20 protein-coding genes are annotated in these 23,715 nt (G+C 39.1%); 8 read left to right on the plus strand and 12 right to left on the minus strand.

From position 1 onward, the window contains the following. Positions 1 to 267 precede the first annotated feature (267 nt). The 3 genes from VB713_RS14630 (at position 268) to VB713_RS14640 (ending at position 2,278) form a co-directional block, all read left to right on the plus strand. Complete coding sequence (locus tag VB713_RS14630) at positions 268 to 507, plus strand: Calvin cycle protein CP12 (protein ID WP_323312249.1); 240 nt, start codon at positions 268 to 270, stop codon at positions 505 to 507. 515 nt (positions 508 to 1,022) lie between these two features. Then, entirely contained in the window at positions 1,023 to 1,613 is a 591-nt protein-coding gene (locus VB713_RS14635; protein WP_323312250.1) for a DUF3177 family protein, read from the plus strand. Positions 1,614 to 1,978: 365 nt separating this feature from the next. After that, on the plus strand, positions 1,979 to 2,278 hold the full coding sequence (locus VB713_RS14640; RefSeq protein ID WP_323312251.1) for a hypothetical protein: 300 nt from the start codon (positions 1,979 to 1,981) through the stop codon (positions 2,276 to 2,278). A 345-nt stretch (positions 2,279 to 2,623) separates the two neighbouring features. Here the strand turns inward: VB713_RS14640 and VB713_RS14645 are convergent, their stop codons facing one another. The 4 genes from VB713_RS14645 to VB713_RS14660 all read right to left on the minus strand — a co-directional run bounded on the left by VB713_RS14645 (position 2,624) and on the right by VB713_RS14660 (position 10,284). Further along, on the minus strand, positions 2,624 to 5,647 hold the full coding sequence (locus VB713_RS14645) for a DUF4114 domain-containing protein (RefSeq protein WP_323312252.1): 3,024 nt from the start codon (positions 5,645 to 5,647) through the stop codon (positions 2,624 to 2,626). Positions 5,648 to 6,032: 385 nt separating this feature from the next. After that, entirely contained in the window at positions 6,033 to 7,514 is a 1,482-nt protein-coding gene (locus tag VB713_RS14650) for a nickel/cobalt transporter (RefSeq protein WP_323312253.1), read from the minus strand. A gap of 188 nt (positions 7,515 to 7,702) precedes the next feature. Further along, complete coding sequence (locus VB713_RS14655) at positions 7,703 to 9,085, minus strand: tetratricopeptide repeat protein (protein ID WP_323312254.1); 1,383 nt, start codon at positions 9,083 to 9,085, stop codon at positions 7,703 to 7,705. Positions 9,086 to 9,090: 5 nt separating this feature from the next. After that, positions 9,091 to 10,284 carry a DUF4331 domain-containing protein gene (locus tag VB713_RS14660; RefSeq protein ID WP_323312255.1) on the minus strand — a complete coding sequence of 398 codons (1,194 nt, stop codon included), beginning with the start codon at positions 10,282 to 10,284 and terminating at the stop codon, positions 9,091 to 9,093. A gap of 163 nt (positions 10,285 to 10,447) precedes the next feature. Here VB713_RS14660 and cbiD point away from each other — a divergent pair, with 163 nt between their 5' ends. Next, a complete protein-coding gene (gene cbiD / locus VB713_RS14665; protein WP_323312256.1) occupies positions 10,448 to 11,563 on the plus strand; it encodes a cobalt-precorrin-5B (C(1))-methyltransferase CbiD in 1,116 nt (371 codons plus the stop codon). Between the two features lie 352 nt (positions 11,564 to 11,915). Further along, positions 11,916 to 13,538 (plus strand): glutamine-hydrolyzing GMP synthase, encoded by a 1,623-nt coding sequence (gene guaA / locus VB713_RS14670; RefSeq protein WP_323312257.1) that lies wholly within the window; start codon positions 11,916 to 11,918, stop codon positions 13,536 to 13,538. 255 nt (positions 13,539 to 13,793) lie between these two features. Here guaA and VB713_RS14675 read toward each other — a convergent pair whose 3' ends face one another. Continuing rightward, the gene (locus VB713_RS14675; protein WP_323312258.1) at positions 13,794 to 14,717 is read right to left on the minus strand and encodes a cation diffusion facilitator family transporter; all 924 of its coding nucleotides are present in this window, start codon (positions 14,715 to 14,717) and stop codon (positions 13,794 to 13,796) included. 347 nt (positions 14,718 to 15,064) lie between these two features. Here VB713_RS14675 and VB713_RS14680 point away from each other — a divergent pair, with 347 nt between their 5' ends. Continuing rightward, the gene (locus VB713_RS14680; RefSeq protein WP_323312259.1) at positions 15,065 to 15,418 is read left to right on the plus strand and encodes a hypothetical protein; all 354 of its coding nucleotides are present in this window, start codon (positions 15,065 to 15,067) and stop codon (positions 15,416 to 15,418) included. Positions 15,419 to 15,641: 223 nt separating this feature from the next. Here VB713_RS14680 and VB713_RS14685 read toward each other — a convergent pair whose 3' ends face one another. From VB713_RS14685 to VB713_RS14695, 3 genes are all read right to left on the minus strand, one after another. After that, entirely contained in the window at positions 15,642 to 15,878 is a 237-nt protein-coding gene (locus VB713_RS14685; protein WP_015216113.1) for a DUF4327 family protein, read from the minus strand. A gap of 817 nt (positions 15,879 to 16,695) precedes the next feature. Continuing rightward, the gene (gene rbfA / locus VB713_RS14690) at positions 16,696 to 17,097 is read right to left on the minus strand and encodes a 30S ribosome-binding factor RbfA (RefSeq protein ID WP_323312260.1); all 402 of its coding nucleotides are present in this window, start codon (positions 17,095 to 17,097) and stop codon (positions 16,696 to 16,698) included. Positions 17,098 to 17,163: 66 nt separating this feature from the next. Next, positions 17,164 to 17,370: a DUF751 family protein gene (locus tag VB713_RS14695; protein ID WP_015216116.1), complete on the minus strand. Its 207-nt coding sequence runs from the start codon at positions 17,368 to 17,370 to the stop codon at positions 17,164 to 17,166. A 165-nt stretch (positions 17,371 to 17,535) separates the two neighbouring features. Between VB713_RS14695 and VB713_RS14700 the strand changes: the two genes are divergently transcribed. Continuing rightward, positions 17,536 to 18,363 carry a DNA adenine methylase gene (locus VB713_RS14700; protein ID WP_323312261.1) on the plus strand — a complete coding sequence of 276 codons (828 nt, stop codon included), beginning with the start codon at positions 17,536 to 17,538 and terminating at the stop codon, positions 18,361 to 18,363. Here the strand turns inward: VB713_RS14700 and VB713_RS14705 are convergent. From VB713_RS14705 to VB713_RS14715, 3 genes are all read right to left on the minus strand, one after another. Continuing rightward, positions 18,360 to 18,836, minus strand: a complete 477-nt coding sequence (locus VB713_RS14705; protein ID WP_323312262.1) for a PD-(D/E)XK nuclease superfamily protein — start codon at positions 18,834 to 18,836, stop codon at positions 18,360 to 18,362. The genes VB713_RS14700 and VB713_RS14705 overlap by 4 nt on opposite strands. A gap of 291 nt (positions 18,837 to 19,127) precedes the next feature. Beyond that, the gene (locus tag VB713_RS14710) at positions 19,128 to 20,348 is read right to left on the minus strand and encodes a HetZ-related protein (RefSeq protein ID WP_323312263.1); all 1,221 of its coding nucleotides are present in this window, start codon (positions 20,346 to 20,348) and stop codon (positions 19,128 to 19,130) included. 380 nt (positions 20,349 to 20,728) lie between these two features. After that, a complete protein-coding gene (locus VB713_RS14715; RefSeq protein ID WP_323312264.1) occupies positions 20,729 to 21,385 on the minus strand; it encodes an L-threonylcarbamoyladenylate synthase in 657 nt (218 codons plus the stop codon). Positions 21,386 to 21,478: 93 nt separating this feature from the next. Here VB713_RS14715 and larC point away from each other — a divergent pair, with 93 nt between their 5' ends. Next, a complete protein-coding gene (gene larC, locus VB713_RS14720) occupies positions 21,479 to 22,756 on the plus strand; it encodes a nickel pincer cofactor biosynthesis protein LarC (RefSeq protein WP_323312265.1) in 1,278 nt (425 codons plus the stop codon). 307 nt (positions 22,757 to 23,063) lie between these two features. Here the strand turns inward: larC and VB713_RS14725 are convergent, their stop codons facing one another. Beyond that, on the minus strand, positions 23,064 to 23,477 hold the full coding sequence (locus VB713_RS14725) for a DUF6658 family protein (RefSeq protein WP_323312266.1): 414 nt from the start codon (positions 23,475 to 23,477) through the stop codon (positions 23,064 to 23,066). Positions 23,478 to 23,715 lie beyond the last annotated feature (238 nt).

Raw genomic sequence — 23,715 nt, forward strand, 5'->3', positions numbered from 1 at the left:
AATATATCCATTTAAATATCCTAATATATCCATTTCAATATATTGTATTATTGTTTTTCTGTAGTACTGACACCACAAAATCTTAAAATATAGAGAGGAATACACTACAGATGGGGTAATTTGCTGTATTAGTTATCCTTGATCAGATTCCAATACTAACAGATTGACTCAGTGGTTAGAATAGTAAACAAGCAATAGGCAAAAACTACTACAATTTTTGATTTTTTTTCTACACTAGTATAAACAACAGAGAACGAGACTAACCCAATGACCAATATCCAAGAAAAAACCAACATCCAAGAACAAATCCAAGAAGAAATTGAGCAAGCGCGTAATGTCTGTGATATTTCAGGTGGTAACTCAGCAGAGTGTGCTGCTGCTTGGGATGCAGTTGAAGAACTACAAGCTGAAGCTTCCCACCAGCGTCAAAGTAAGCCAAAAAACTCTTTAGAGAAATACTGTGATGCTAATCCAGATGCTGATGAATGCAAAATTTACGAAGACTAGAAATATAAGTTCACTCCTTTTCTTTTAGTTTAGTGGGCAAGCAACCAATATCTATCAACTGAATATCTTGCACCTTAAGTCCACTCCCATATAAAGCTCGCACTTCCCCTTGAATAATAAATATCTAAGTTGGAAAAGAGAGCAAGTTTATACAGAGAGAGGCGAAAACATCAGCTAAAACCCCGAAAAACCCATAAAAATCTTCGTTATTCTGGGTGCGCTGAAGTAATCATACATCAGGGTGAATGCCTAAATTCTTCCTGATAACTTTATAGGTCAGTGCAGAATATCAGCTACAGATTCATGTGTTGCTTGCTTTTTTGCCTAATAAATAGCAAACTATAGAACTTAATGCATCTAAACCTATTCACCCTAGCGAAAAAACTCAGAAGGCAGAAGGAAAGAGAATTTGAACAGCGTTAATTTTTCTTCACATACCTATGTTTAATTTGGCTGAGATACTTAATTAAACAATTCAGATAAATAAATTTATCATTTAGCAACTAACAAAAATTATGCCACAAGTTTGGTTTCGCCCTTATGTTTGGATGGATTATAGATTAGCATTATTATTTGCTTTAATTATTCCCCTGATTCTCCTGATTTGGGCATTTGTACAAAAATCAGAAGGAATACAACGCTTATTAATGATTTACTGGCGAGTAGCAAGTCTGTTAGCAATCACAGTTTACTTGATGATTGGTGGCTTGGCTGTAAGTTTTGTCTCTGGCTTCATAGCTCGTATTCTCATCCCCATTTCGCTCTGGTTTTGGGTAGATATCAACGATGAAATTGATTATCAACCGAATAGTCCGCTGAAATTAATTTTCACATCTTGGCGCTGGGCAATGTCTATTTATTGCATTTTAGGAGCAATCACATTTGTCCCATTTTTAGGTTGTGCTTTTTCAGAAAATGCATTAAGGAAACCATTCTGTAGCGTTTGGGCTGAAGCACCTTTAATGTTTAAAGACTACTTCCACTATAATAGTAAACCTGCTTTTCTCGGATTTTTGGGCATATTGGCTTTAGTAATTTATGTGATTTATTTAGGTATATTTGTGACGGTTAAGTTAGGCAAGCAGGGACGTTCTGCAACACAATAAAAAGAATTCAGGAGTCAGAAATCAGAAGTCAGATCCGGAACTAACAGATTCGAGATTTTCACAAAAATATCAAGCATGATAATCAAAGTCATATTTGTTCTGCATTCTCTATTCTGTATCCTGAATCCTTAAGAGGGTGTTTAAAAAGTTTCGGGTGGTGTTTTAGACACTCGATGATCTTGTTAAGGAGGGAATTAGAGTCAAAGTCCTCCTTAAAAAGAAGGATTTAGGAGGATCTAAAGTTTTTAATACATCACTAACCACTTTTCAAACATCCTCTAAGAATGAAGTATTAAGTATTAAGTTTTAAGTTTTAAGGTTAGTACTTCATCAAATCACCAACTAAGTTACACAGTTTTCTATTGATGAATAATTCCATTGGTAAGCGGCTAGAACAGTACACTATCAAACGTCCTCAAGAAGTTCTAATCATCACGATAGACATGGTTGATGAGCAAGATAAAATAGCCGTCTTCAAGGGCTTTTCTAGTTCTCTAATGCGTCCTACTGCCTCTGATCCAGATATTCCTGTTTTGCCAGATGATGCAATAATTCGCAGTATTGACCGCATAGCTAGTCCTTATAATCCTGAATCACCTCGTTATATTCAACAAGGAATATCTTGGGAAGTTATGCAAGTTTTGTTATTAGAAGTAGGTGTTTAGAATAGGTATACTCAAAACGGATAATTACTAGACTTTTGTCTGGGCAAAAATCTTTGTATGTCAATACTCTTAGCGATTTTAAAAGTTAAATTGACACCCATTAGGGATTTTTTGCTTTTGGAAAAAACTTCGTACAGATGGAGACAGGGTTTAGCAATGCTAAACCCCTATATAAATCAAATCGGACGGCTATATAGCAATTCCCATTCAAGTAAAGTACAAGAACCCCACCCCCAACCCCCTCCCGGCAAGCGATGAGGGGGCTAAGATGTACCTCATAAGAGCGGAAACCGCTGTATATCCAGTAAAAAGTTTGAAAAAGCTAATCAAGCTTGCCTCCTGTGACTAGGCGATACTCAAATTAACTTGGACAATAACATCGTTAAAATCCTTATCACCACCATTAGGTAAATCCTCGAAGCCAAAGATATTATTTCCTAACAGACGAATATGATCTACATTATCGGAGTTAGCACCTAAATATGAGAAGTAAACTGCCGGATCATTATTGGCATTACTATCTAAAACTGCATCTGGTCTGCCATCAACAATAATAAATGGTGCGAAGATAAAACCAGGCTCAAAAATGCCGGTGTAACTTTCCGTACCTTGGTTTTTCACTGTCAAATCAATACCTGCAACACGCCTACTCACTGCGGTTTGGGCATATATAGCCTGCCCGACGAGAACATCTGCTTGACCATCGCCATTGGTGTCAATGCCGCCATTTTCATCAGTCACTTTATAGAAGCCAACAAAGTTGTTAAATGCAGCTTCTCTGTTGACCACAAAATCAGCTTTCACCGATTGAGTTATACTCTGTAAATCGATTAGTTCACCTTGAGAGTCTCCTTGCAAACTTATACCCAAAGGTAAATCTAGATCGGTTTCCTTAATCTTGACTACCAAGTCAGTATCACTACTAGATACACCTTTCCAAGTGATAGAAAACTCTTCTTGTGTCGAACTTACCACGTTGACATTAGTACTAGAGGAAAATAATACCTGCGATGAAGTTTGTCCAGATAGTACATCACTAATGGTGCCGTTGCGTACTAAGAAAAATCTCAAATTTGCACCAAAATCGAATGTCTGTATGTTGGTTAAGTTGTTGGGATTAAAACCATTGGGGTTATTAGCAAGAGACGATAAAATTACCGTTGAGCGATTGAGTGCAGCTTCTGTGTAACCTGTTGCACCAGGGGCAATGCCATCAACTGTACCTTGGATATCATCAACGATGAATACACCCAGTTCATTGACCAGATTAGAGTTACCTTGTTGAGTTTTAATCGAGAGTTTTGCTTGACCACCGTTAATGTTATTTCTAATGGTAAAAACATTCTCTGTGGTATTTGTCAGCTGGATAGTATTCACTGGGTTGACATTGAAGACTAAGTTGTTGGCAGTGACACTGTAGTCTGTACCATCATTGACTTGGAACTTGACATTGGCGTAGTTATTGCCACTAGCAGCAGCAACAGGCTTGAACTTCACTGCGGACGCGTTAGCTACGAGAATTTCTTGGTTAAGTGCGATCGCTTCCCCATTGTCTTGGATGTTATTATTGTTGGCATCTAAGAACAATTGACCTACTACTGGCAACTGGGTAATTCTAACTTTTGTCAGAATATCACCGTTGATATCATTAAATCCGGCATCAGTCACATCAAGAATGTAAATGGTATCTTGATCAATTGTGATTGTCTTGTCAGTTCCTGTAGGTGGGTCATTATTCTCAAGAATTTGTAAACCACCTTCTTCGTTAGCAACGTAAACATATTTACCTACAGCAGTCACACCAAAGGCACTACCATTCGTAATAAATGTTCCTTTGAGGAAAGGTGTAGTCGGATCACTGATATTGATAACTTGTAAACCACCCTCTTGATCAGCGACGTAAGCGTAGTTACCCACCACAGCTACACCAAAGGCACTACCACTAGTATCAAATGTCCCTGTCAGAGAGGGTGTCGTCGGGTCACTGATGTTGATAATTTGTAAACCACTATCTCCGTCAGCGACGTAAGCGTAGTTACCCAACACATTTATGTCATTAGCAAAGTCACTAGTAGCTAATGACCCTACAAGTAAGGGTGTAGTGGGGTCACTAATATTGATGATTTGCAAGCCATCAAAGCCAACGGCGATGTAGGCGTATTCACCCACTACAGTTACACCTTCAGCCAAACCATTAGTTGGGAATGTTGCAGTGAGGGAAGGTGTAGCTGGATTACTGATATTGATGATTTGCAAACCACTGTTGTCGTCAGCGACGTAAGCGTAGTTACCCACTACAGTTAAATCATAGGCAAAGCCATCTGTATCGAATGTTCCGATTAGAGAAGGGGTAGTTGGATCACTGATGTCGATGATTTGCAAACCACTATCGTTGTCGGCAACGTAGGCATAGTTACCAACTACGGTTACACCAAAGGCAAAACCAGTTGTATTGAATGCCCCTCTCAGCCGAGGTATAGTCGGCTCATTATTCTCAAGAATTTGCAAACCACTTTCTTCGTCAGCGACGTAAACGTAGTTACCAGCTACGGTTACAGCAAAGGCACTACCACTAGTATCGAATGTATCGTTGAGGAAAGGTGTAGTTGGATCACTGATATTGATGACTTGCAAACCACCTTCTTTATCAGCGACATAAGCGTAGTTACCCACCACTGTTACACCAAAGGCACTACCACTAGTATCAAATGTCCCTGTCAGAGAGGGTGTCATCGGGTCACTGATGTTGATAATTTGTAAACCACTATCTCCGTCAGCCACGTAAGCGTAGTTACCCACCACAGTCACACCCAAGGCACTACCACTGGTATTAAATGTCCCTGTCAGAGAGGGTGTCGTCGGGTCACTGATGTTGATAATTTGTAAACCACTATCTCCGTCAGCCACGTAAGCGTAGTTACCCACCACATTTATGTCATTAGCAAAGTCACTAGTAGCTAATGACCCTACAAGTAAGGGTGTAGTGGGGTCACTAATATTGATGATTTGCAAGCCATCAAAGCCAACGGCGATGTAGGCGTATTCACCCACTACAGTTACACCTTCAGCCAAACCATTAGTTGGGAATGTTGCAGTGAGGGTAGGGGTAGTTGGATTACTGATATTGATGATTTGCAAACCACTATTATCATCAGCGACGTAAGCGTAGTTACCCACTACAGTTAAATCATAGGCAAAGCCGCTGGTATCGAATGTTCCGATTAGAGAAGGGCTAGTTGGATCACTGATGTCGATGATTTGCAAACCACTGTTATCATCAGCAACGTAGGCATAGTTACCAACTACGGTTACACCAAAGGCAAAACCAGTTGTATTGAATGTACTTTTAGATAACAAATTGGTAGACATTTTTTCCTGGGGTAATTGTTTTTAAACTTGATTTGTGATGTAGCAATTTCCATTCAAGTGAGGTACAAGCAATAAGAATGGAACGCAGATAGACGCAGATAAACGCAGATGATTTTGTACCTCATGAGACTAGGAAACGCTATATTTCCTGTGATTTAAAACTTCAGAAGAGTTATAAGAAGGTAATTTTTCATCACAGTATTGAATTTTTACTGACATTGAACAAGATAATTTCAAAGACTTAAATTCAGCCAAAAAAGCTTTTCAGCCGCTGATAAATTAAATTCAAAGTAGCCTATTATGCACAATGTAGTTATTAAAGAGATGAAGAGAAACCGTTTCATATTTTCCTCAAAGTAAGATTTTTTAATTAACTTTTGTGTTTCTATTTCCAAGGTTGAATGAGTAAAGCCTGTGTAGTGATACCTAAACCAATGAGGGTGATGCAGAAAGCACTGGCCATTGGTAACATTCTGAGCTTGGGTATTTGGAATGATAAATGCTCAAACTTATCTTTGGCGTAGACTAGCATTAACCCGATTCCAGTTAATACTGCGGCTAGACCAAGACTAAAAGCAGAAACCAGTGCTAATCCAAAGCCAATTCTTCCCAGAGCGATCGCACTTAGCAATACTACTAAGGCTGAAGGACAAGGTAACAAACCGCCGGAAATTCCCAAGGCCAACAGACTAGACCATTTCATCGAACCTGCATCACTAGGCGGTAGATGGGAATGGCTATGATGGTGATGATGATGATGTTCATCGTGGCTGTGATGATGATCATGTACATGATCATGGGTGTGAGAAACCTGACTATTTCGCCAGCGACTAATCAACAAATTCAGTCCTATTACCGTCACCATGATTCCAGAGAGGATGCTTAACCAAGGGTACAGTTGCTCTGTCAAAATGAACTGAGATGTGCCGAGTGTGACTAGTCCCAGAGCAAAAATGCCAGCCGTATGAGTAATCGTCATAATTAGCCCTAAAAATATGGCGTGTTGGGCATTACTACGAGAACCTACCAAATAAGCACCGACCACTGTTTTGCCATGACCAGGGGAAAGAGCGTGTAAACCACCCCATAAAAAAGCGATCGCTAAAGCTATGAGAATAGTCAAGAAATTCTGATTTTTCTGGGTAATCAAATTAGTGAAGATATCGTTGCTTCTTCCTATCAAAACATTATCTGAGCGATGAGATAATTGTTTCGATAGTGGAAGTTCTGGTTGACTTGATATCACAGATGGATTCAGTTGCAAAGAAATCCGACTTTGCTCAAGAGGACTGCTGAGTAAATCATTGGGATAATCTCTCAAGCGGTTACTAATACTATTGGAGTTAAAATTACCTTGAATAGGAACACCATTTGTACTCACAGTAATTTCCCGCCAGCCCAAGCGTTGTGGGTATAACTTATCCTCAAACTCAACTAACTGATTCACCCCTATCAACTTCATCGACCCTTGAAAATTACAACTCAACCGCAGTGTAAACAATCCGCCCACACCTGGGGGAAATTCAACAGCCGAATTTACCAAAGAAAGTACAGAAGACTGTTTATTAATTAACAGTTCTAGGTGTGATTTGACCTCATCACATTTTTTGGCTGGGTATTCAACTATCTCTACAGAGTCAGCTTTGCGGTTGCGATTGATATCTAAATGATTAATCTCCTGAAAAGCAGGAATTTCTGCCATATCTAAGACATAATCAATCCCCACACCATTCTGTTTCACCTGCACTCCTGCATAGTGATTGATAGTAAAATTGCCCAAGGGATGAGCATCAGCTTTCGGCATCCACAGAAAACATATTGATAAAATGGCAATGCTACATAAAAACTGATGTAATAGCTTTTTCATCAAGAACTCCCGATGGCGTTATTTAGCCTTCCTGAATTGAGCCTTTAAAACTCTTACCTTTGCGCCTTTGCGTGAAAAAAATTCTTAATCTTTAGGACTTACGCAAAAAATCTCCCAAACTCCTATTCCTCTGTGTCCTCTGTGCCTCTGTGGTTCGTTTCTTCACGATGAAAGCGTAAGTCCTGATCTTAATCAGCAACACCTAATCCAAAATCCAAAATTGCCTGCCGAGCTTCATCAGCATATTTATGATGGAATTGAGGATTAAGGTGAACAGCTTGAGTTAGCCGCTTAATTGCTTCCTCTCGTTTGCCCAAGTGCAGCGCAATCATACCGGCATGAAATTGTAGTAAAGCATCCTCCGTTCCATAGCGAGTTGCCCTTTGTGCAGCCTGTTCTGCCTCTTGCCATTGCCCATTAGCCGCAGCAGCCCAAGCTAAAGTGTCCTCTGCATAGATATCGTCCCTTACAGCTACTTCACTACGGGCAATTTCTAAGGCTTCTGGTAAATGAGTTCCGTGTTCGGTATAGTAGACTGCCAGAGCGCGGTCATAGATGCCTTTAACCTTGCTCAAATAAGCGACTACCCCGATCAAATCTTCCGTCTCATCTGCGCCTTCCTTATCCCCCAGAGCTATTTGAGCATCTGCTTTGTAAGAGAGGGTTTCTACCAACGGCATTAGTTCTATACCTTGGTTAGCGACATTTAGAGCTTCCTGCCAGCGGTGCTGTGCTGAGTAGAGACGAGCTAACCCTGTAAACGCAGCTATATGTCGGGGGAAAAGCTCAAGCGCTTCCCGATATCGTTGCTCAGACAGGGTAAAATCTCCAGAGGCAAAAGCCAGATCACCAGTCCGCACATGAAACCAGGCACGAGTTTCGGCTGGGTTTGTGTAGAAGGAGTCCATTTCCTGCATTGACTCATCTAGTATTTGCCGTGCTGAGGAAAGATTGCCAGTTAATTCTAAGTAACGGGCTAAAACTGCGTTTTTACCAGAATCTGATGTTTCTTGCTCAAGTTTCTGTAATAGTTGGTGAGTTGCTTCATAATTACCCAATTCCATCTGAATGGATGCTTTGAGGGAGATGATACTGGGATTTTTCTCAGTTACATCATCGATCACATTTAAAGCTGCTCGAAACTGATGTTGGGATAATAAAGCGGATGCCAAAAGCATAGAAGAAACTTGATTATTGCTGGGCTGTAGTTCTAGGGATCTATGGGCTGCTTGTTCTGCGCGTAACACGTCTTCTATATCTGCCATTTCTCGAAAGCGTCTCAAATATTGATCGGCTAACAACCGCAGGAAGAATGAAGAATCGGGAGATTGGGCAACTTTTTTCTCATAAACGCTGATAATATGCGATCGCTCTAAATAATCAGGAAATACTAATTGTGACGGCTGAACTGGTAATATCTGCTCAGATTTAATCGTCAGCAGTTGCACAACAGAGGAGTTTATGCCTACAAATCTATTGGTGTAGTCTAAACTTAGCGCTTGTGTATCTGAGGAATTTAGTAAAACCAGCAGGCTAGTTAGAACTAACACCAATAGTATTTTTAGCTGCATAACTCCTACAAAGGATTACCTAAATAAGGGAAAGTAGTCAGAAAGTTGGCATTATCAGGCCCAACATTATCGGTAGTCAATCCTGGATATGTCTGTGTAGTGATCCCTGTAACGGCACTACCAAAGACAACAGATGCTGTCACATCAATTACGTCATCTTTTGGTCTTCTCCCACCAAAGTTGCTGCCTAACTGAGTCCCAAAATAACTGCCAGTGAGTTTAGATAAGTCAGCTTGGATTACATCAGGAATCGCTACAGAAATAACTGCATCAGCTATACCTTGAGGACGGCCAATCGCAGTTATAAAGTTTCTAATGAATTGAGATTGATTGGCAGCGTCTGCTGTTGGTGTCTGAAGATTACTATTATTATGAGCATTAAAGTTCATAAATAGTTCATTCAAAGCTGGAACTGCTAAACGCTCAATCTGAGCAAAGGTTCCTGCTCTGAGTCTGGGAGTTTTTACACTCGTTGTGATCCAAGTACCAATTTTGCCACTACCAAGCAAGCTCCTGGGTAACTCAATTATTATTGAGTTGACATTAAATGTCGCTAGAGTGTCTTGTGCTTGACCAGCTGATCTAAAGGTCAAAACTGTGAAAGGAGGGCTGGGATTAGGTTGCAGGTTATAGTTGCGATCTGGGATGATTTTGAAGAATTGCTCTAGATCGAAAAAGAATGGGTCTTTACGTGTTCCAGCAAAAACCTTGATATCGCTATTGATAGTGAATGGTGTGTTAATTGTCCCTGTGCCACTGACTGGAACCAGAGTGGATTGCGTTCCTATTGTAGTGGGAAAAGCTGGACCTCGAACTGTGACAGTTTGTTGCGAACCTGTGCCATTGAAAGTAAATTGAAGTACGACATCTTCCACATTGTCACCTGTGTTGTCGATCTTGAACTGATAGAGAACACTTGGATCAAATGGCCTAGTCGCACCAGAAACGATGAGAGGGTCGAAATCCATCGCGAGAACGACTTTATTAGGGTCTGTACTCTCAAATACAAACAGATCAGTGAGATCCGCCGCAGTTTGCTTAGTAGCTAAAAAAGTTGTATCTTGGTGGTCTGAAGCTTGTGCTGGCAAGGTTGTATAGGTTAGTAATAACAGCAAAATAGTCAAAAATGCTGTTATAGTACGAAAAAATCGAGTTGCTCCAAGCCACTGAAGCGATCGCTCTACGGAAAAAAATAGCATATCTTAGGGCTGATATATAAACATACACAATATACTTTATTTTAACTCTGCTGAGACTATTCCTAATTTGGTATTTTTAACCGAAATATTGCTGATCACTAAGTAAAAAAAGCAATATCAGCGCTCCTAAAGAGAATCCTAGGCTCTACATTAAATTGTGAATATGTCCCGTTCTGGATACACACTTCCTGTATTTGCTTGTGCTGCTGCTGTAGCAGCTTTACACTGGTTACGTTATCGTCAACCGTTGACTGTAACTTCAGTGGATTTGATTGAACCAGCCGAAGTAGTAGAAGTAGCAATTGAACAGGTAGCCGGAATATCTGAAAATTCTGCTCTGGCTATTACCCGCAGTGATCCAGGAGATAATCTGGATTTGACCAAAAATACACCAATTTGGGCAATGGTGGCATGGTTTGAGGGAGATGGAGAAAGAGTAATTATTAAAGGGGGAGAGGGAATTGGTAAGCAGTTAAATGGTGAAGGAAATGCAGCGATTTATGCTTATGCTCAGAGGTTGTTAACAGAAAATTTGCAACGACTATTAGCACCTGGAGAGAAAATCATAGTCACGATTATTTTACCAGAAGGGCGATCGCTCGCATTGCGAACTTCAAACTCTGCATTTGGTGTGGTAGAAGGACTTTCTCTCTTAGGCACAACAGGTATTTCTCACCCTTTGAGTACACCAGATCAACTCACAGCTTTCCGCAACGAGTTAAAAGACAAAGCTAGTCAATTTGAGACTTTGGTTTTTTGCATTGGGGAAAACGGCTTAGATTTAGCACGAAAACTAGGGATAAATCCTCAACAATTGGTGAAAACAGCTAACTGGTTGGGCCCAATGTTAGTAGAAGCTGATATTTTAGGTGTTAAAGAAATTTTGTTGTTTGGCTATCACGGTAAACTGATCAAACTAGCAGGGGGAATTTTTCACACCCATCATCACTTAGCTGATGGCCGACGGGAAATTTTAGCAGCACACTGTGGCATACTGGGTTTACCATATCCGCATATATACACAGTTTTTTACAGTCCCACCGCAGAAGCAGCATTAAAGTATCTGCGTTCCTTAGACAGCATAGACAATAGCGATTGGGTAAATCAAGTTTATAGGTACATTGCCGAAACCATTGATATGCGTTGTCAAGAATATCTGAAAAGCCACAGTGACAGGGTTACAGATACAACAGTTTGCGGTTCAGTTCTCTTTGATCGCGATCGCCAAATTATCGTTAAGAGTAAAATTGGTTGTATGTTACTAGGAAAATTATGCTAACTTATTATGAATTAACATAAATAAACCAAATAAATAATTAATTTGTTTGATTACCTACATTTAGAGTGATTTTTTGCTTTTAATTACGAAGCCAAATTAATCGGCTAAACAGACGCGGCAAGAGTCGCGTCTATCTATTAGGTGTTTTTGACCATTATTAGCCTAAAAAGCTGGAAATGGTGATCATGTGAAATTAGACGTAAGTATTCAGGATAGAGAATAAAAGCTTTTTAAGTCAACTTTGATGATTTTGAGAAAATATAACTTCTCTTTATTCCTGATTTCATAAGCATTCTAACTCCTGAATTCTTACATTAGACCGATTTATCCTTAAAGACACACTCTCTCCATCATGAATACAGCGGTGACTCTACCAACCGAACAAGCACCTCAAACACAAGCAGGTTTGAGACAGCTTAATCGCCAAATTATTGTAATTTTAGACTTTGGATCTCAATATTCTGAATTAATAGCCCGTCGCATCCGCGAGACTCAAGTATACTCTGAAGTATTTTCTTATCGCACTACAGCGGAACATTTACGCCAACTAAATCCTAAAGGGATTATCTTATCTGGTGGTCCAAATTCAGTATATGCTGATCATGCTCCCCATTGTGACTCAGAAATCTGGAATTTGGGAATACCCATTTTAGGTGTATGCTATGGGATGCAATTAATGGTAAATCAGCTTGGTGGAGATGTTACCAAAGCTGAACGAGGTGAATACGGAAAAGCATCATTATACATAGATGATCCCACAGACTTGCTGACTAATGTTGAAGATGGCACCACAATGTGGATGAGTCATGGAGATTCAGTCACAAAAATGCCAACGGGATTTGAATTACTAGCACATACAGAAAATACTCCCTGTGCTGCTATTGCTGACCACGAAAAGAAACTTTATGGTGTCCAATTCCATCCAGAAGTCGTACATTCTCTTGGTGGCATAGCATTAATTCGCAACTTTGTCTACCACATCTGCGACTGTGAACCCACTTGGACAACAGCAGCTTTTGTAGAAGAATCAATTCGGGAAATTCGCGCCAGAGTAGGTGAAAAGCGGGTATTATTAGCTCTTTCTGGTGGTGTAGATTCTTCTACCCTGGCATTTTTGCTGTATAAAGCTATTGGTGAACAGCTAACTTGTGTGTTTATCGATCAAGGCTTTATGCGTAAATTAGAGCCAGAGCGATTACTGAAGTTATTCCAAGAACAGTTTCATATTCCAGTAGAATATGTTATGGCACGCGATCGCTTCATCACTGCAATTGCCGGTGTGACAGATCCCGAAGAAAAACGTCGCCGCATTGGACATGAATTTATTCGTGTCTTTGAAGAAACATCTAAAAATCTGGGACATTTTGATTACTTAGCTCAAGGTACTCTCTATCCTGATGTGATCGAGTCTGCTGATACTAATGTTGACCCCAAAACCGGTGAACGGGTAGCAGTAAAAATTAAGAGTCATCACAATGTTGGTGGTTTACCCAAAGACCTCAGATTTAAACTTGTGGAACCATTGCGAAAACTATTTAAAGATGAAGTTCGCAAAGTAGGTCGTTCCATTGGTTTACCAGAAGAAATTGTCCAACGCCAACCTTTCCCAGGCCCAGGTTTAGCAATTCGCATTTTAGGTGAAGTCACATCCGAACGGTTAAATATTTTACGCGATGCTGATTTAATTGTCCGTCAAGAAATCAATCAGCGGGGAATGTATAACGAAGTTTGGCAAGCTTTTGCCGTATTACTACCAATTCGCAGTGTGGGTGTCATGGGTGATAAACGCACCTACGCCTACCCCATTGTTTTGCGAATTGTCACCAGTGAAGATGGGATGACAGCCGATTGGGCGCGTGTGCCTTATGATGTCCTAGAAGCCATCTCCACCAGGATTGTCAATGAGGTAAAAGGTGTTAACCGCGTGGTTTATGACATCACTTCTAAACCACCTGGAACTATTGAGTGGGAATAAGAGGCAAGGGGCATTGTTTTCATGATTTCTCACTTTGGAGCAATGCCTCTTCAGCCTATTTACGCTCAGTTATACTAAAAACGGGTTAAAAGTGTCATTCTGTAGCTTGCTTCCCGCAGGGTACGAAGTGAAGAATCTCCGAGATACTTCCCTGCACTACGTTACGGTCAGTATGACATAAGTCCAAGTTTGACCCGTTTGCAGTATAAATCAAGTACAAAGAACTATAGCCAAATTAGTCACATTTTCTCACAATTAACGTTGAGGATCGATCTGTTTTGTGATCGGCTCAAAGCTAATAGTTTCAGATTTGTATGCTGGTGGTTCAACGTGAATTAAAATTCTGACTGGACTAAAGCGTTGTTCTAGTTGGCTTTCTACTTCTTCAGTAATTCGGTGAGCAGTTTCTACATCTGGTGCATCTACTATTAAATGCATTTCTATAAAGATTTGGCGACCGAGGATACCACGAGAAGCAATATCATGACAATTTATCACCCCAGGAACTGAAATGGCGATCGCATGAATTGCTTCAGGTGCGATCGCCATTTCATCTACTAACGAAGGTAAATTTTCTTTTAAAACTGACCACCCACTCCAAAATACCAACAAAGCCACCGGAAAAGCTAACACCACATCTAGCCATTGAAAATTTAGCCACCAAATACCAATCAAACCACCAAGAACAGCAATTGTTACCCAAACATCACTCATTGTATGAGTAGCATCTGCAATCAAAATTGGGCTACCTATCCGCTTACCTACACCACGTTCATAAAAAGTCACAAAAATATTTACCCCCAACACAAGCAGTAATAACCACAATTCTGGTGCTGATATTGTCACAGGTTCACCACCTTTGAGAATTTTTTCCACTGCTCCTTTGAGAATTTCAAAACAGGCTATTCCTAAAAAAGCAGAAATTCCTAAAGCTCCCACCGCTTCAAATTTATGATGTCCATAAGGATGTTCTCTGTCTGGATATGGGGAAGAAAAATGACTCGCAAACAATCCTAAAACATTGTTAGCACTATCCGTTACACTATGTAACGCATCAGCCAACAGACTAAGAGAACCTGTTGAGTACCCTACAAATGCTTTCAATCCCATCACGAATAAATTGAGGAGTAGGGTAATAATTAAAACTTTTCTAACTTCAGCGCGGTTATCGTAAGTCATAAATTTATAATTTCAATTTCTATGACTTCTACTGTAAAACATAAAACACCAATTAACACAAATAAAATTTCTCAAAGTCCTATGCCGTAAGGAATAAGTCTCTTGAATAACTCTAATTTTTAGACAATTTTATTGAGATTTATTTTAAATAAAAATTAGCTAATATATCCATATATTTATGTATTATGGTGACTACCAATAGACTATTATTATCATTAATAGTAAAAATCATTTTCAGTTTTAGTATCTGCTTTTTGAATTAAACAAAAATTTATTTTTTTACCATCTCCGCACTTCCCCATCCGGTAAGATAAGTAATTACCAAAAAGTTGTCATCAAAAAGCGCTATGTCTTCTACTCCTCTGACATTGAACCTGGGTCAAGGTTCCGTTTCCTTTAGTTTTTCAGCCCAAGCAGCACAAGAATTAAAAGCAGCAATAGCTAAATTAATGATGAGTCTGAAAGCTGTTGCTGCTAAACCCACCCCAGGTGGTGGTAAAGTCAAGCCCCAACCTTCCCTAGAGTATTGCTATACAGGTGAAGTCTTTTTAGAAGTTTTTTGCAACCCCAATATTTGGCCTACCCCCTTTGCAGCCAAAGTTTTGCTGACTATTCGCAATATCAACATTCGCGTAACTACAGAAACTGAACTCACTCGCATGATTGAGGATATTAACCAGTACTTAGAACAAGTCAGCTAAAAAAATACTTGCCCAGATTTCTGATATCTGGACAAGTATAAATAAAACAATGACTAATTATTTAGATTGATCGACTTTTAGATATTGCGTAAATCTAGAATAAAAAACTAACACCCAATCCCTTTGGGAGCAATTACGAAACCCAAAGGGAAGCAATCGCTTAACTGGATGAAAACCCATTAAAATCGTCTAGCCTGACCAAAATCATCAATTAAAGATTGATTTAGTCGTTATCCCATTCTTCACGACCAATCAAATCACCAATGCGATCGCGTAATAAAAAGTCACATTTCTCTAACTCACATTCAACACAAACCCACTCTCTTGCTGGGATGTATTGGCAGAGCGTATATATTGGTTGCTGACGACTCAACATTCCCCTTTGTACCAGTTGGCGTGCTTCGTCCTGAATTACATCTAGAGAGTAGTAATTGATAGAAGGCACCGTATTCACACTCATTGTTTTTACTCACAAATTTACAATTAGATAGTGTTCCCAATCTTAATCAGGAACAAAAATGGCAATAATTAGACCTGTGGCTAGGTTTTGTAGTTTGCTATACGGAACTATTATCATTTTGACGCTACAGACCTATAAATTATCTAAAGAAATGTTAAGTTTGTCAATGAATCCTAACATTAATATTTACTCCGCTTTATATTATGAATCCCAATGAGATTAACTAAACTGACCGAGAATTCGGGGTGACTACTATTCAACAGGTTTAACACTTTAATATCTATAATGCCTATAGCTACAATTTAGCAGTTAGAAATAATTATTACAGTATAAAAAAATACTAGTATAATTAATAGTCAGAGCAAACTCTTTCTAGCCGTGCTGTAATGATTTTTTCTAGGCAAAATAAATGACCCATGAGCGGAAATTAAGTATAAACTGTTGCAAATTCCAATAGTTAAGTTACACTACTAAGTTTTGCAGCAACCTATCTGTTAACAATTTTTTAATCTGGAAAGCTTGCCTTGTAGGGTGCGTCAGATATCGTAAACCTGTTGATAATCAGCAATTTATAGGTCTGACGCACCAGCAAAAGATATTAAATGTGACACTTGCGTAAATTCTACTGACTCCTGACTTCTAAATTCTGTTTTGATAAACATAAGTTCTGTCAATTGACCTCAAACGCCAAAAACCTGGACTTTAGCCAGGTTTTGATTTATTTAAGGGACATCCAAATAAAAAAACTACAATTTTTGGATAATTTATTTTTTGGTATTCCCTTAATTACTCAGTACTATTTATTACTCAACGCTTGTTACTCATCAGTCGATTCCTGGTTATCAGCATCAGTTCCTTCTGGTGGACGATCTTGCTTGAGTTGGTTCAATAAACTCAGTAATTTAGTACCTCTTTCAAGGGAATCATCTTCGACAAATATAACTTCTGGCGTGCGACGTAGCCTTACTCTAGCACCCAGTTCACTGCGGACGTAACCAGTTGCTGACTTTAAACCCGCCATAGTTTCTGCCTTAGCTTCCTCTGTCCCATAAATGCTGACGAAGATTTTGGCGTGTTGCAAGTCACCGGAAACATCCACATCGGTAACACTTACGATACCTGTACCCACACGGTCATCCTTAATACCGTTGAGTAACATTTGGCTAACTTCCCGTTTAATTAATTCAGCAACGCGGGAAACGCGGCGATTTGTAGCCATAAAAATTCCGCCTTCTCACAGAGGTTGTACGACATGATATAGATGCAAATTAGAGGGGAAATAACGCTAGGTTGTACCTAAGCCCAGCATAGCCCGGAGAGTTAGCGTTAGGAAAAACAGACTCCCAATAAACAAGCCCAAAAGAGAAATTAAGGTGATTGGGCGTTTCAACAGTGGCATTAATGGCTCAAAGGTATTTAGAAAAATACCTAAGACGATAGTGATCAAGTACCGAGGGTAGCGAAAGACGTTATCCCAAAATCCGTCAAACATTTGAATATAGACTGCCTTGTTATAAAATGTAAGTTTGTTTTCAGGTGCTTATTTAAGACAATTGTAATCTATGATGCTGAAAATAGCTCAATTCATATAAAATATAATTCATTAGTTATATTTAGCTTTAGTTAGTTGCAGAGTTTTAGTTTAATCATTAAGTAAATGGTAAGTCAAATCCCCAAAACAACTTTCCCACGTCCCTTTTTAAAGTGGGCTGGGGGTAAAAATCGGTTGATTCCGCAATATAAAGATTATTTTCCCCAGCATTACCAGACTTACTATGAACCCTTTTTAGGTGGAGGGGCTGTTTTTTTCTATCTGCAACCACCACAGGCAGTTTTAACTGATATTAATGCAGAATTAATTATTACTTATCGCTGCGTTAGAGATCATGTTGAAGAATTAATTGAACTTCTACAAAAACATAAAGAACGACATGATGGAGATTATTATTATGATGTCAGAGCCTATCCTGAAGGCACAGATTTAGAAAAAGCTGCTCGGTTTATTTATTTAAATAAAACTTGTTTTAATGGTCTGTATCGAGTTAATTCTCAAAATAAGTTTAATGTGCCTTTGGGGAAATATAAAAATCCTGGTATTTGTCAAGAAGATTTGCTGAGAGTTGCATCTAAAGCGCTTTCTAGGACTGATATCCAACAAGCAGATTTTACAAAAGTACTAAAGTTTGCACTCAACAGTGATGATTTTGTATTCTTTGATCCTCCTTATTATCCTGTCAGTGAAACCAGCTATTTTACAGCTTACAGTCGCTATTCATTTGCTGAAAGTCAGCAAATTGAATTAAGGGATATATTTGTCAAATTATCTAAAAGTGGCGTTAGAGTTATGCTATCTAATTCAGATTGCAAATTTATTCGTGATCTTTATAAAAATTTCAATATTCGGACTATATCAGCAGCAAGATCAATTAATTCCAATGCTCAAAAACGTGGTCTTATTAATGAACTATTAATCACTTCATATTAGAGGTTTTTATTTGCCCAAGCAATGAATCTATCTAAGCTAAAAACTGCTAATAAATTTGGGTTATCATTAACTCTTGCTTTCAGCCAGTTGCTTGCACCTTCTCTCATTCCTTCACCTCCCATAACTATTATGGTTGGGGCAGGATAAGATAACTGGATATTCATATTCAAGTAAGGAAACTTTTCATCAACTGAACCACCACTTTCTTGCCATTTGCACTCGATAATTAAACCTGATCGCATTGCAGGTATACCAATAATATAAAAGTCTACTTTTAGTGCAGTATCATAAATTCCTGTACCAATATAAACTTCTTTTCCATAACGTTTTGGCAATAAAGCAGCATTAAATAAAAATTCTTTTTGGACATGGTTGCCGACTTGGAAATAATTATGCCCTTTTAATATTGCCTCTATATTACCTTCTAAAATCTTCCCAGACTTATTGGCCCGTCCACCTTGAGTTATAGTCATACTCAAACCCTCTGCTAAAAGTCCTGCTTATTCTAGGATTCCATGAAAGCAGTAACAAAGGGTAATTAGTTGAGTATAAATTTTTGATTTTTTCTCAGAAAGGGTAAAAATAATATGGTACTTTTGTACTTCAAAACAAATGTATTTATGCAAATCTAAAATTGTGACTTCCTACCTTATTCTCTAATTCTCCCGTGACTGGGGGGAGAAATAGAGGAGATATTTGTTTTGTAAGAACAGGTTATAAGGTGGATCAGGGATTCAAATAAATTTAGAAATTTTAGCTTGGCTTCAGCCGGTCTTAACTTCAGCATGACCATTGCGGATAGACCACGCTAATTCTAACATTTGAGTCCAGCGCTTTTGTAGCTGTTTGGGGGTACATTGGACAGCTTTGGCGATCGCTTGATCATTTTCATGAGCAGTTTTTAAATTAAAGATTTGCTGCTGCTGTTCTGTAAGTTGATTCCAAAAAGTATCCCATTGTTGGGAAGATAAACCCAATTTATGTTCTAAACCAGCACCTAACCATTGATGTACCAATTGCCAATGGTGTTGTTTAGCAAACTTCTCGACGTGATATTTAAAGCGTTGTTGCAAATAATCGCGTTGACGGCTGGTAAGTCCGAGAATTTGGTCAATTTCTGGGGCTGAGAGGTCTTGGAGTTTCAAAGAGAGGTAATCCATGCAGTCAGCTTGACCTTGGGACTCCAGATATTTCATCAATTCTGTAATTACGCGATCGCGTTCCGACTCTTCAGAAGGATCAAATGTCGCTTTAGCAACCATTTGTGACCTAATCTGCTGCACCGCTAAATTACGTTGATAAGATTCTGCTTCTTCAGTCTTAGCCGAATCCACAGCCATTTCAATATCTACAGTCGTTTCCTGGGGTTGACGACGAGCAAAACCCTGAGCGCGTAACACAATTAATTGTTGATTAGCACCACCAGGTAAATTAATCCGACGTTTAGCATACTGTTCCGTAAACGCCATATACTCGGCTAATTGTAGCTGAGTGCGCGGTGTGTAATCTTCCGGTAACTCATTTTCTCTTCTAAAAGCCTTAATCGCTTCAATATAAAAAGCTTGGAGAAAATCTTCAATCAAATTGTAACGAGCTTCAAAACCCAACTCTGATCCAGCAATGGTAACGTGGCGATAAACAATAGCACCTAAACTGCTATGTAATTCCACCCTTCCTTGTCTTGAACCCAATTGATAGTAACGCAGGCACTTTTGTAATCGGTGTCTTGCTAAAGTAATCTGCCAAGACCTGATTTGGCCAGAAGTTTGAATGCGGGAGCTTTTATCACAAATGCGTTCTACTTCTTTAGCTATACGCTTTGTTACAGATTGTACACATCCAACTGAAGCTTTTACCTGAGACTGCATTTCCTGACAGAGCAGTTGTACTAAAGTATCAGATTTACTCTCTGATAAGTCTTCGGTCGAAACATCGCTATCAAAAGCAGGTGTAGAATTTGGCAGATTGACGAGGTTAGCTTTCATGACTTTTCCTGGAATTGGTATTGCACCTTAACTAAAACGCAGACACAGTACTTAAAAACAGTCATAACAGGAGAATCTTGCTGGCATTTATCCATCAAGACTCGTCTCTTATACTGTTTATATATAAGACCGTAATAAATTTTAGAAGTTAAGGGCTTGTCAATTGTGTCGCTTTTTTTATCAGCAACTATATCAAAGTTGAGACATCGGTAGTAAGAAGGCGTTAAAACAAATCCAAAATCTGGCAATAGCAAGATTTGCCGCCATCCCGTTTTCCGCGATCCCAGCGTATGTGAGTATGACAATTTTAAAATTGGAGTATGTTTATCACAATTTCCGAAACAGAGATATGCATCTTTTACATCTGTAAGGATTAATTATTATACCCAAGCTGCTGCTGCTTCCCAACCTAAGCCCCTCCGTGTAATTATTGGTTCTTCATCCGTTAAGTCTAAAATGGTAGACACTTGAGAACTTGGCTCTTCACCTGTGTCTATAATTATGTCCACCAAACTATCCAAACGGTCAAACAACTCTACCCTAGACAAAATAGATTCTGGATTTTCTCCTATTTCATCATCTATATCATTTGGTGGTAAATGTGCCGAAGTGGAAATAATGGGATTTCCTAAGGCTTCTAATAATGATAAACAGACAGTGTGATCTGGCACTCGAATTCCTGTAGTTTTCCGCTTGGGACTTTGCACCAGTCGCGGCACTAACTTGGCAGCAGGTAGCAAAAACGTGTAAGGACCTGGTATCAAACGCTTCATAATTCGATAGGCTGTATCACTTACGAAGGCATAAGTCGCCACATTAGAAAGCGAAGGACATAGGAATGTCAGTGGTTTATCATTTGCTAACTGCTTGATTTGCCGCACTCTTTCCACCGCCGACTTAGCATTCAAATCACAACCAATTGCATAGACAGTATCAGTAGGGTAGAGCATGATAGCGCCGCTAGAGAGCGCTAACTTTATCTCATCTATTCGGCGGTTTTGAGGATTATCAGGATGAATTGAAAAAGTTCTTGCCATAAAAGATGCTCACTGGATAATGGGTAATGGGTGATTAGTAATAAAGTTTTACCAATGACCAATAACTAATGACTAATAACAAATTGAGAATTTATGAATAAAATTGCTTATCTTCAATGTCCAACGGGGATTTCCGGTGATATGTGTCTGGGTTCCTTAGTCAGTTTGGGTGTTCCCTTAGAGTATTTAGCAGAAAAGCTCAATGGTTTAGGAATTGAGCAGGAATACCAATTACGGGTAGAACTTGTACATCGGCAAACTCAGCAAGCAACTAAAATCCACGTCGATTTATTACACCACCATCATCACCACCATGAACACTCTCACCATCACGGCCGTCACCTACCAGAAATAGAGGAAATGATTCTCAAAGCTAAGTTGCCATTACAGGCAGAAGCTTGGAGTTTAGCTGTATTTCGCCAGTTGGCAGTGGCAGAAGGGGCGGTACACGGCATCTCACCGGAAAAAGTTCATTTTCATGAAGTTGGTGCTGTAGACGCGATTGTGGATATTGTGGGTACTTGCTTAGGGTTGGATTGGTTAGGTATTGACAGTAATGAGGAAGGATTACCTCTCATTTATTGTTCACCCTTTCCGACTGGAGGGGGAACTGTTCGGGCTGCACATGGTCAAATGGCAGTGCCAGTACCCGCAGTATTGAAGCTGTGGGAAATGCGGAGTTGTCCAGTTTATAGTAATGGTATTGAAAAAGAACTGGTAACGCCGACCGGGGCTGCGATCGCTACTACTTTAGCCAGAAGCTTTGGTTCACCTCCCCCTATCACAATCCAACAAGTGGGACTGGGAGCAGGTTCTCTAGACTTACCCATCCCCAATATACTACGGCTCTGGCTCGGTGAAAGTGCAAATTTACAGACCAATATTCCTGATTTTGCCGATACTAGCCCTAATTTAGAAACCATCTCTGTCCTAGAGACTCAAATTGATGACTTAAATCCCCAAGCTGTTGGTTATGTATTTGAAGCTTTATTCGCTGCTGGTGCGGTAGATGTCTTTACCCAACCCATAGGCATGAAAAAATCTCGTCCAGGGATTTTGTTAACTGTAATTTGTCATCCAGAACATTTAGTCACTTGTGAAGAGATTTTATTTCGCGAAACCACCACTTTAGGAATTCGTCGCACTACTGGACAACGCGCCATTTTACAGAGGGAAATTCAATCAGTGGAAATCCCTGCCTATGGCAAAGTACATATCAAAATAGCATGGAAAGGACAAGCCGCACAAAAAGTAATTATTAATGTTCAGCCAGAATATGAAGATTGTGCATATTTAGCACGAAAACACAATATTCCCTGGCGGGAAATTCAACGTATGGCACTACAGAATTGGTATTTAGAAAATCAATAGGAATTATGCAAATATGACATCTAATATCTCTTGTAGGGTGAATTATACCTATAAATTGGTTATTATCAACAGATGTTTAATGTATGAAAAACTCCACTATAGCAATTCCCATTCAAGTGAGGTACAAGCAGTAATAATTAAACGCAGATGGACGCAGATATAGCTTGCTTCCCGCAGGGTACGCAGATAATTTTGTACTTCATTAGACTAAGAAATGCTATAATATGCCAATTATATGGCTTTTAAATAAAACTAAAATAGGGCAGGATTAAAACCTACCCTATGATGATTATCAAATCAATTAAATTTAATTAATCTCTTGCACTGTTCTATTGATTGCTTGGCCTACATCCTTAGCTGTGCGTTGGATATTTTTGCTAATATCTTCAGTTCCACGCTTTACATTTTTTGTCAAGTCTTTAGCAGTGTTCTCTACATTTTCTTGAACGTTCTCAACACTTTCTTGAACGTTTTCAAGTCCTTGCTTAGTTTCTTTTGTGGCGGTTTTCTGCAATTCTTTTGTAGAATTTTCTAATTTTTCTGCCTTTTGATCCAATTTACGGGAATACTGCTCAGTGCTATCAATATTATCTAATGGATTTTTTGCTTGAGTAGTTGGTCCACTACAAGCTGTGCTAATGATTAACAATACTCCAGCCAAAAAGACAGTTACAATCTGACGTATTTTTAGTTTTTTCAACAGGTTGATCAAATTTTCCACTTAGTCCTCCTTTATCTATACTATGGAAACACGTTAACTAGTTAATCAAGAGAATACCTTTGATTTGGTATTGATACGATTTGCTAACGTTGACAAACTCTGTTTAGTCTAATATTTTATCAATGACGTTGATATCTAGCCTAGGCCACATTATTCTGATCAGAAAAGTCTAATTTTCTCTAACCATAGAGGGAAGTTCTTGAATATAATTACTTTTGACAAATAATTGTATTCTAAA

It is taken from the genome of Anabaena cylindrica UHCC 0172, from assembly GCF_034931625.1.
GTDB classification, from domain to species: domain Bacteria; phylum Cyanobacteriota; class Cyanobacteriia; order Cyanobacteriales; family Nostocaceae; genus Anabaena; species Anabaena cylindrica_A.

Coding starts and splice junctions, on each gene's coding strand:
- VB713_RS14685 (WP_015216113.1), bottom strand. CDS start 15,878: ATGAGTGTGAATACGGTGCCTTCTATCAATTACTACTCTCTAGATGTA.
- VB713_RS14660 (WP_323312255.1), bottom strand. CDS start 10,284: ATGCTATTTTTTTCCGTAGAGCGATCGCTTCAGTGGCTTGGAGCAACT.
- VB713_RS14640 (WP_323312251.1), top strand. CDS start 1,979: ATGAATAATTCCATTGGTAAGCGGCTAGAACAGTACACTATCAAACGT.
- VB713_RS14650 (WP_323312253.1), bottom strand. CDS start 7,514: ATGAAAAAGCTATTACATCAGTTTTTATGTAGCATTGCCATTTTATCA.
- VB713_RS14705 (WP_323312262.1), bottom strand. CDS start 18,836: ATGACTATAACTCAAGGTGGACGGGCCAATAAGTCTGGGAAGATTTTA.
- VB713_RS14695 (WP_015216116.1), bottom strand. CDS start 17,370: ATGTTTGACGGATTTTGGGATAACGTCTTTCGCTACCCTCGGTACTTG.
- VB713_RS14645 (WP_323312252.1), bottom strand. CDS start 5,647: ATGTCTACCAATTTGTTATCTAAAAGTACATTCAATACAACTGGTTTT.
- rbfA (WP_323312260.1), bottom strand. CDS start 17,097: ATGGCTACAAATCGCCGCGTTTCCCGCGTTGCTGAATTAATTAAACGG.
- VB713_RS14635 (WP_323312250.1), top strand. CDS start 1,023: ATGCCACAAGTTTGGTTTCGCCCTTATGTTTGGATGGATTATAGATTA.
- VB713_RS14700 (WP_323312261.1), top strand. CDS start 17,536: ATGGTAAGTCAAATCCCCAAAACAACTTTCCCACGTCCCTTTTTAAAG.
- VB713_RS14680 (WP_323312259.1), top strand. CDS start 15,065: ATGTCTTCTACTCCTCTGACATTGAACCTGGGTCAAGGTTCCGTTTCC.
- larC (WP_323312265.1), top strand. CDS start 21,479: ATGAATAAAATTGCTTATCTTCAATGTCCAACGGGGATTTCCGGTGAT.
- VB713_RS14715 (WP_323312264.1), bottom strand. CDS start 21,385: ATGGCAAGAACTTTTTCAATTCATCCTGATAATCCTCAAAACCGCCGA.
- VB713_RS14655 (WP_323312254.1), bottom strand. CDS start 9,085: ATGCAGCTAAAAATACTATTGGTGTTAGTTCTAACTAGCCTGCTGGTT.
- VB713_RS14675 (WP_323312258.1), bottom strand. CDS start 14,717: ATGACTTACGATAACCGCGCTGAAGTTAGAAAAGTTTTAATTATTACC.
- VB713_RS14710 (WP_323312263.1), bottom strand. CDS start 20,348: ATGAAAGCTAACCTCGTCAATCTGCCAAATTCTACACCTGCTTTTGAT.
- VB713_RS14630 (WP_323312249.1), top strand. CDS start 268: ATGACCAATATCCAAGAAAAAACCAACATCCAAGAACAAATCCAAGAA.
- guaA (WP_323312257.1), top strand. CDS start 11,916: ATGAATACAGCGGTGACTCTACCAACCGAACAAGCACCTCAAACACAA.
- cbiD (WP_323312256.1), top strand. CDS start 10,448: ATGTCCCGTTCTGGATACACACTTCCTGTATTTGCTTGTGCTGCTGCT.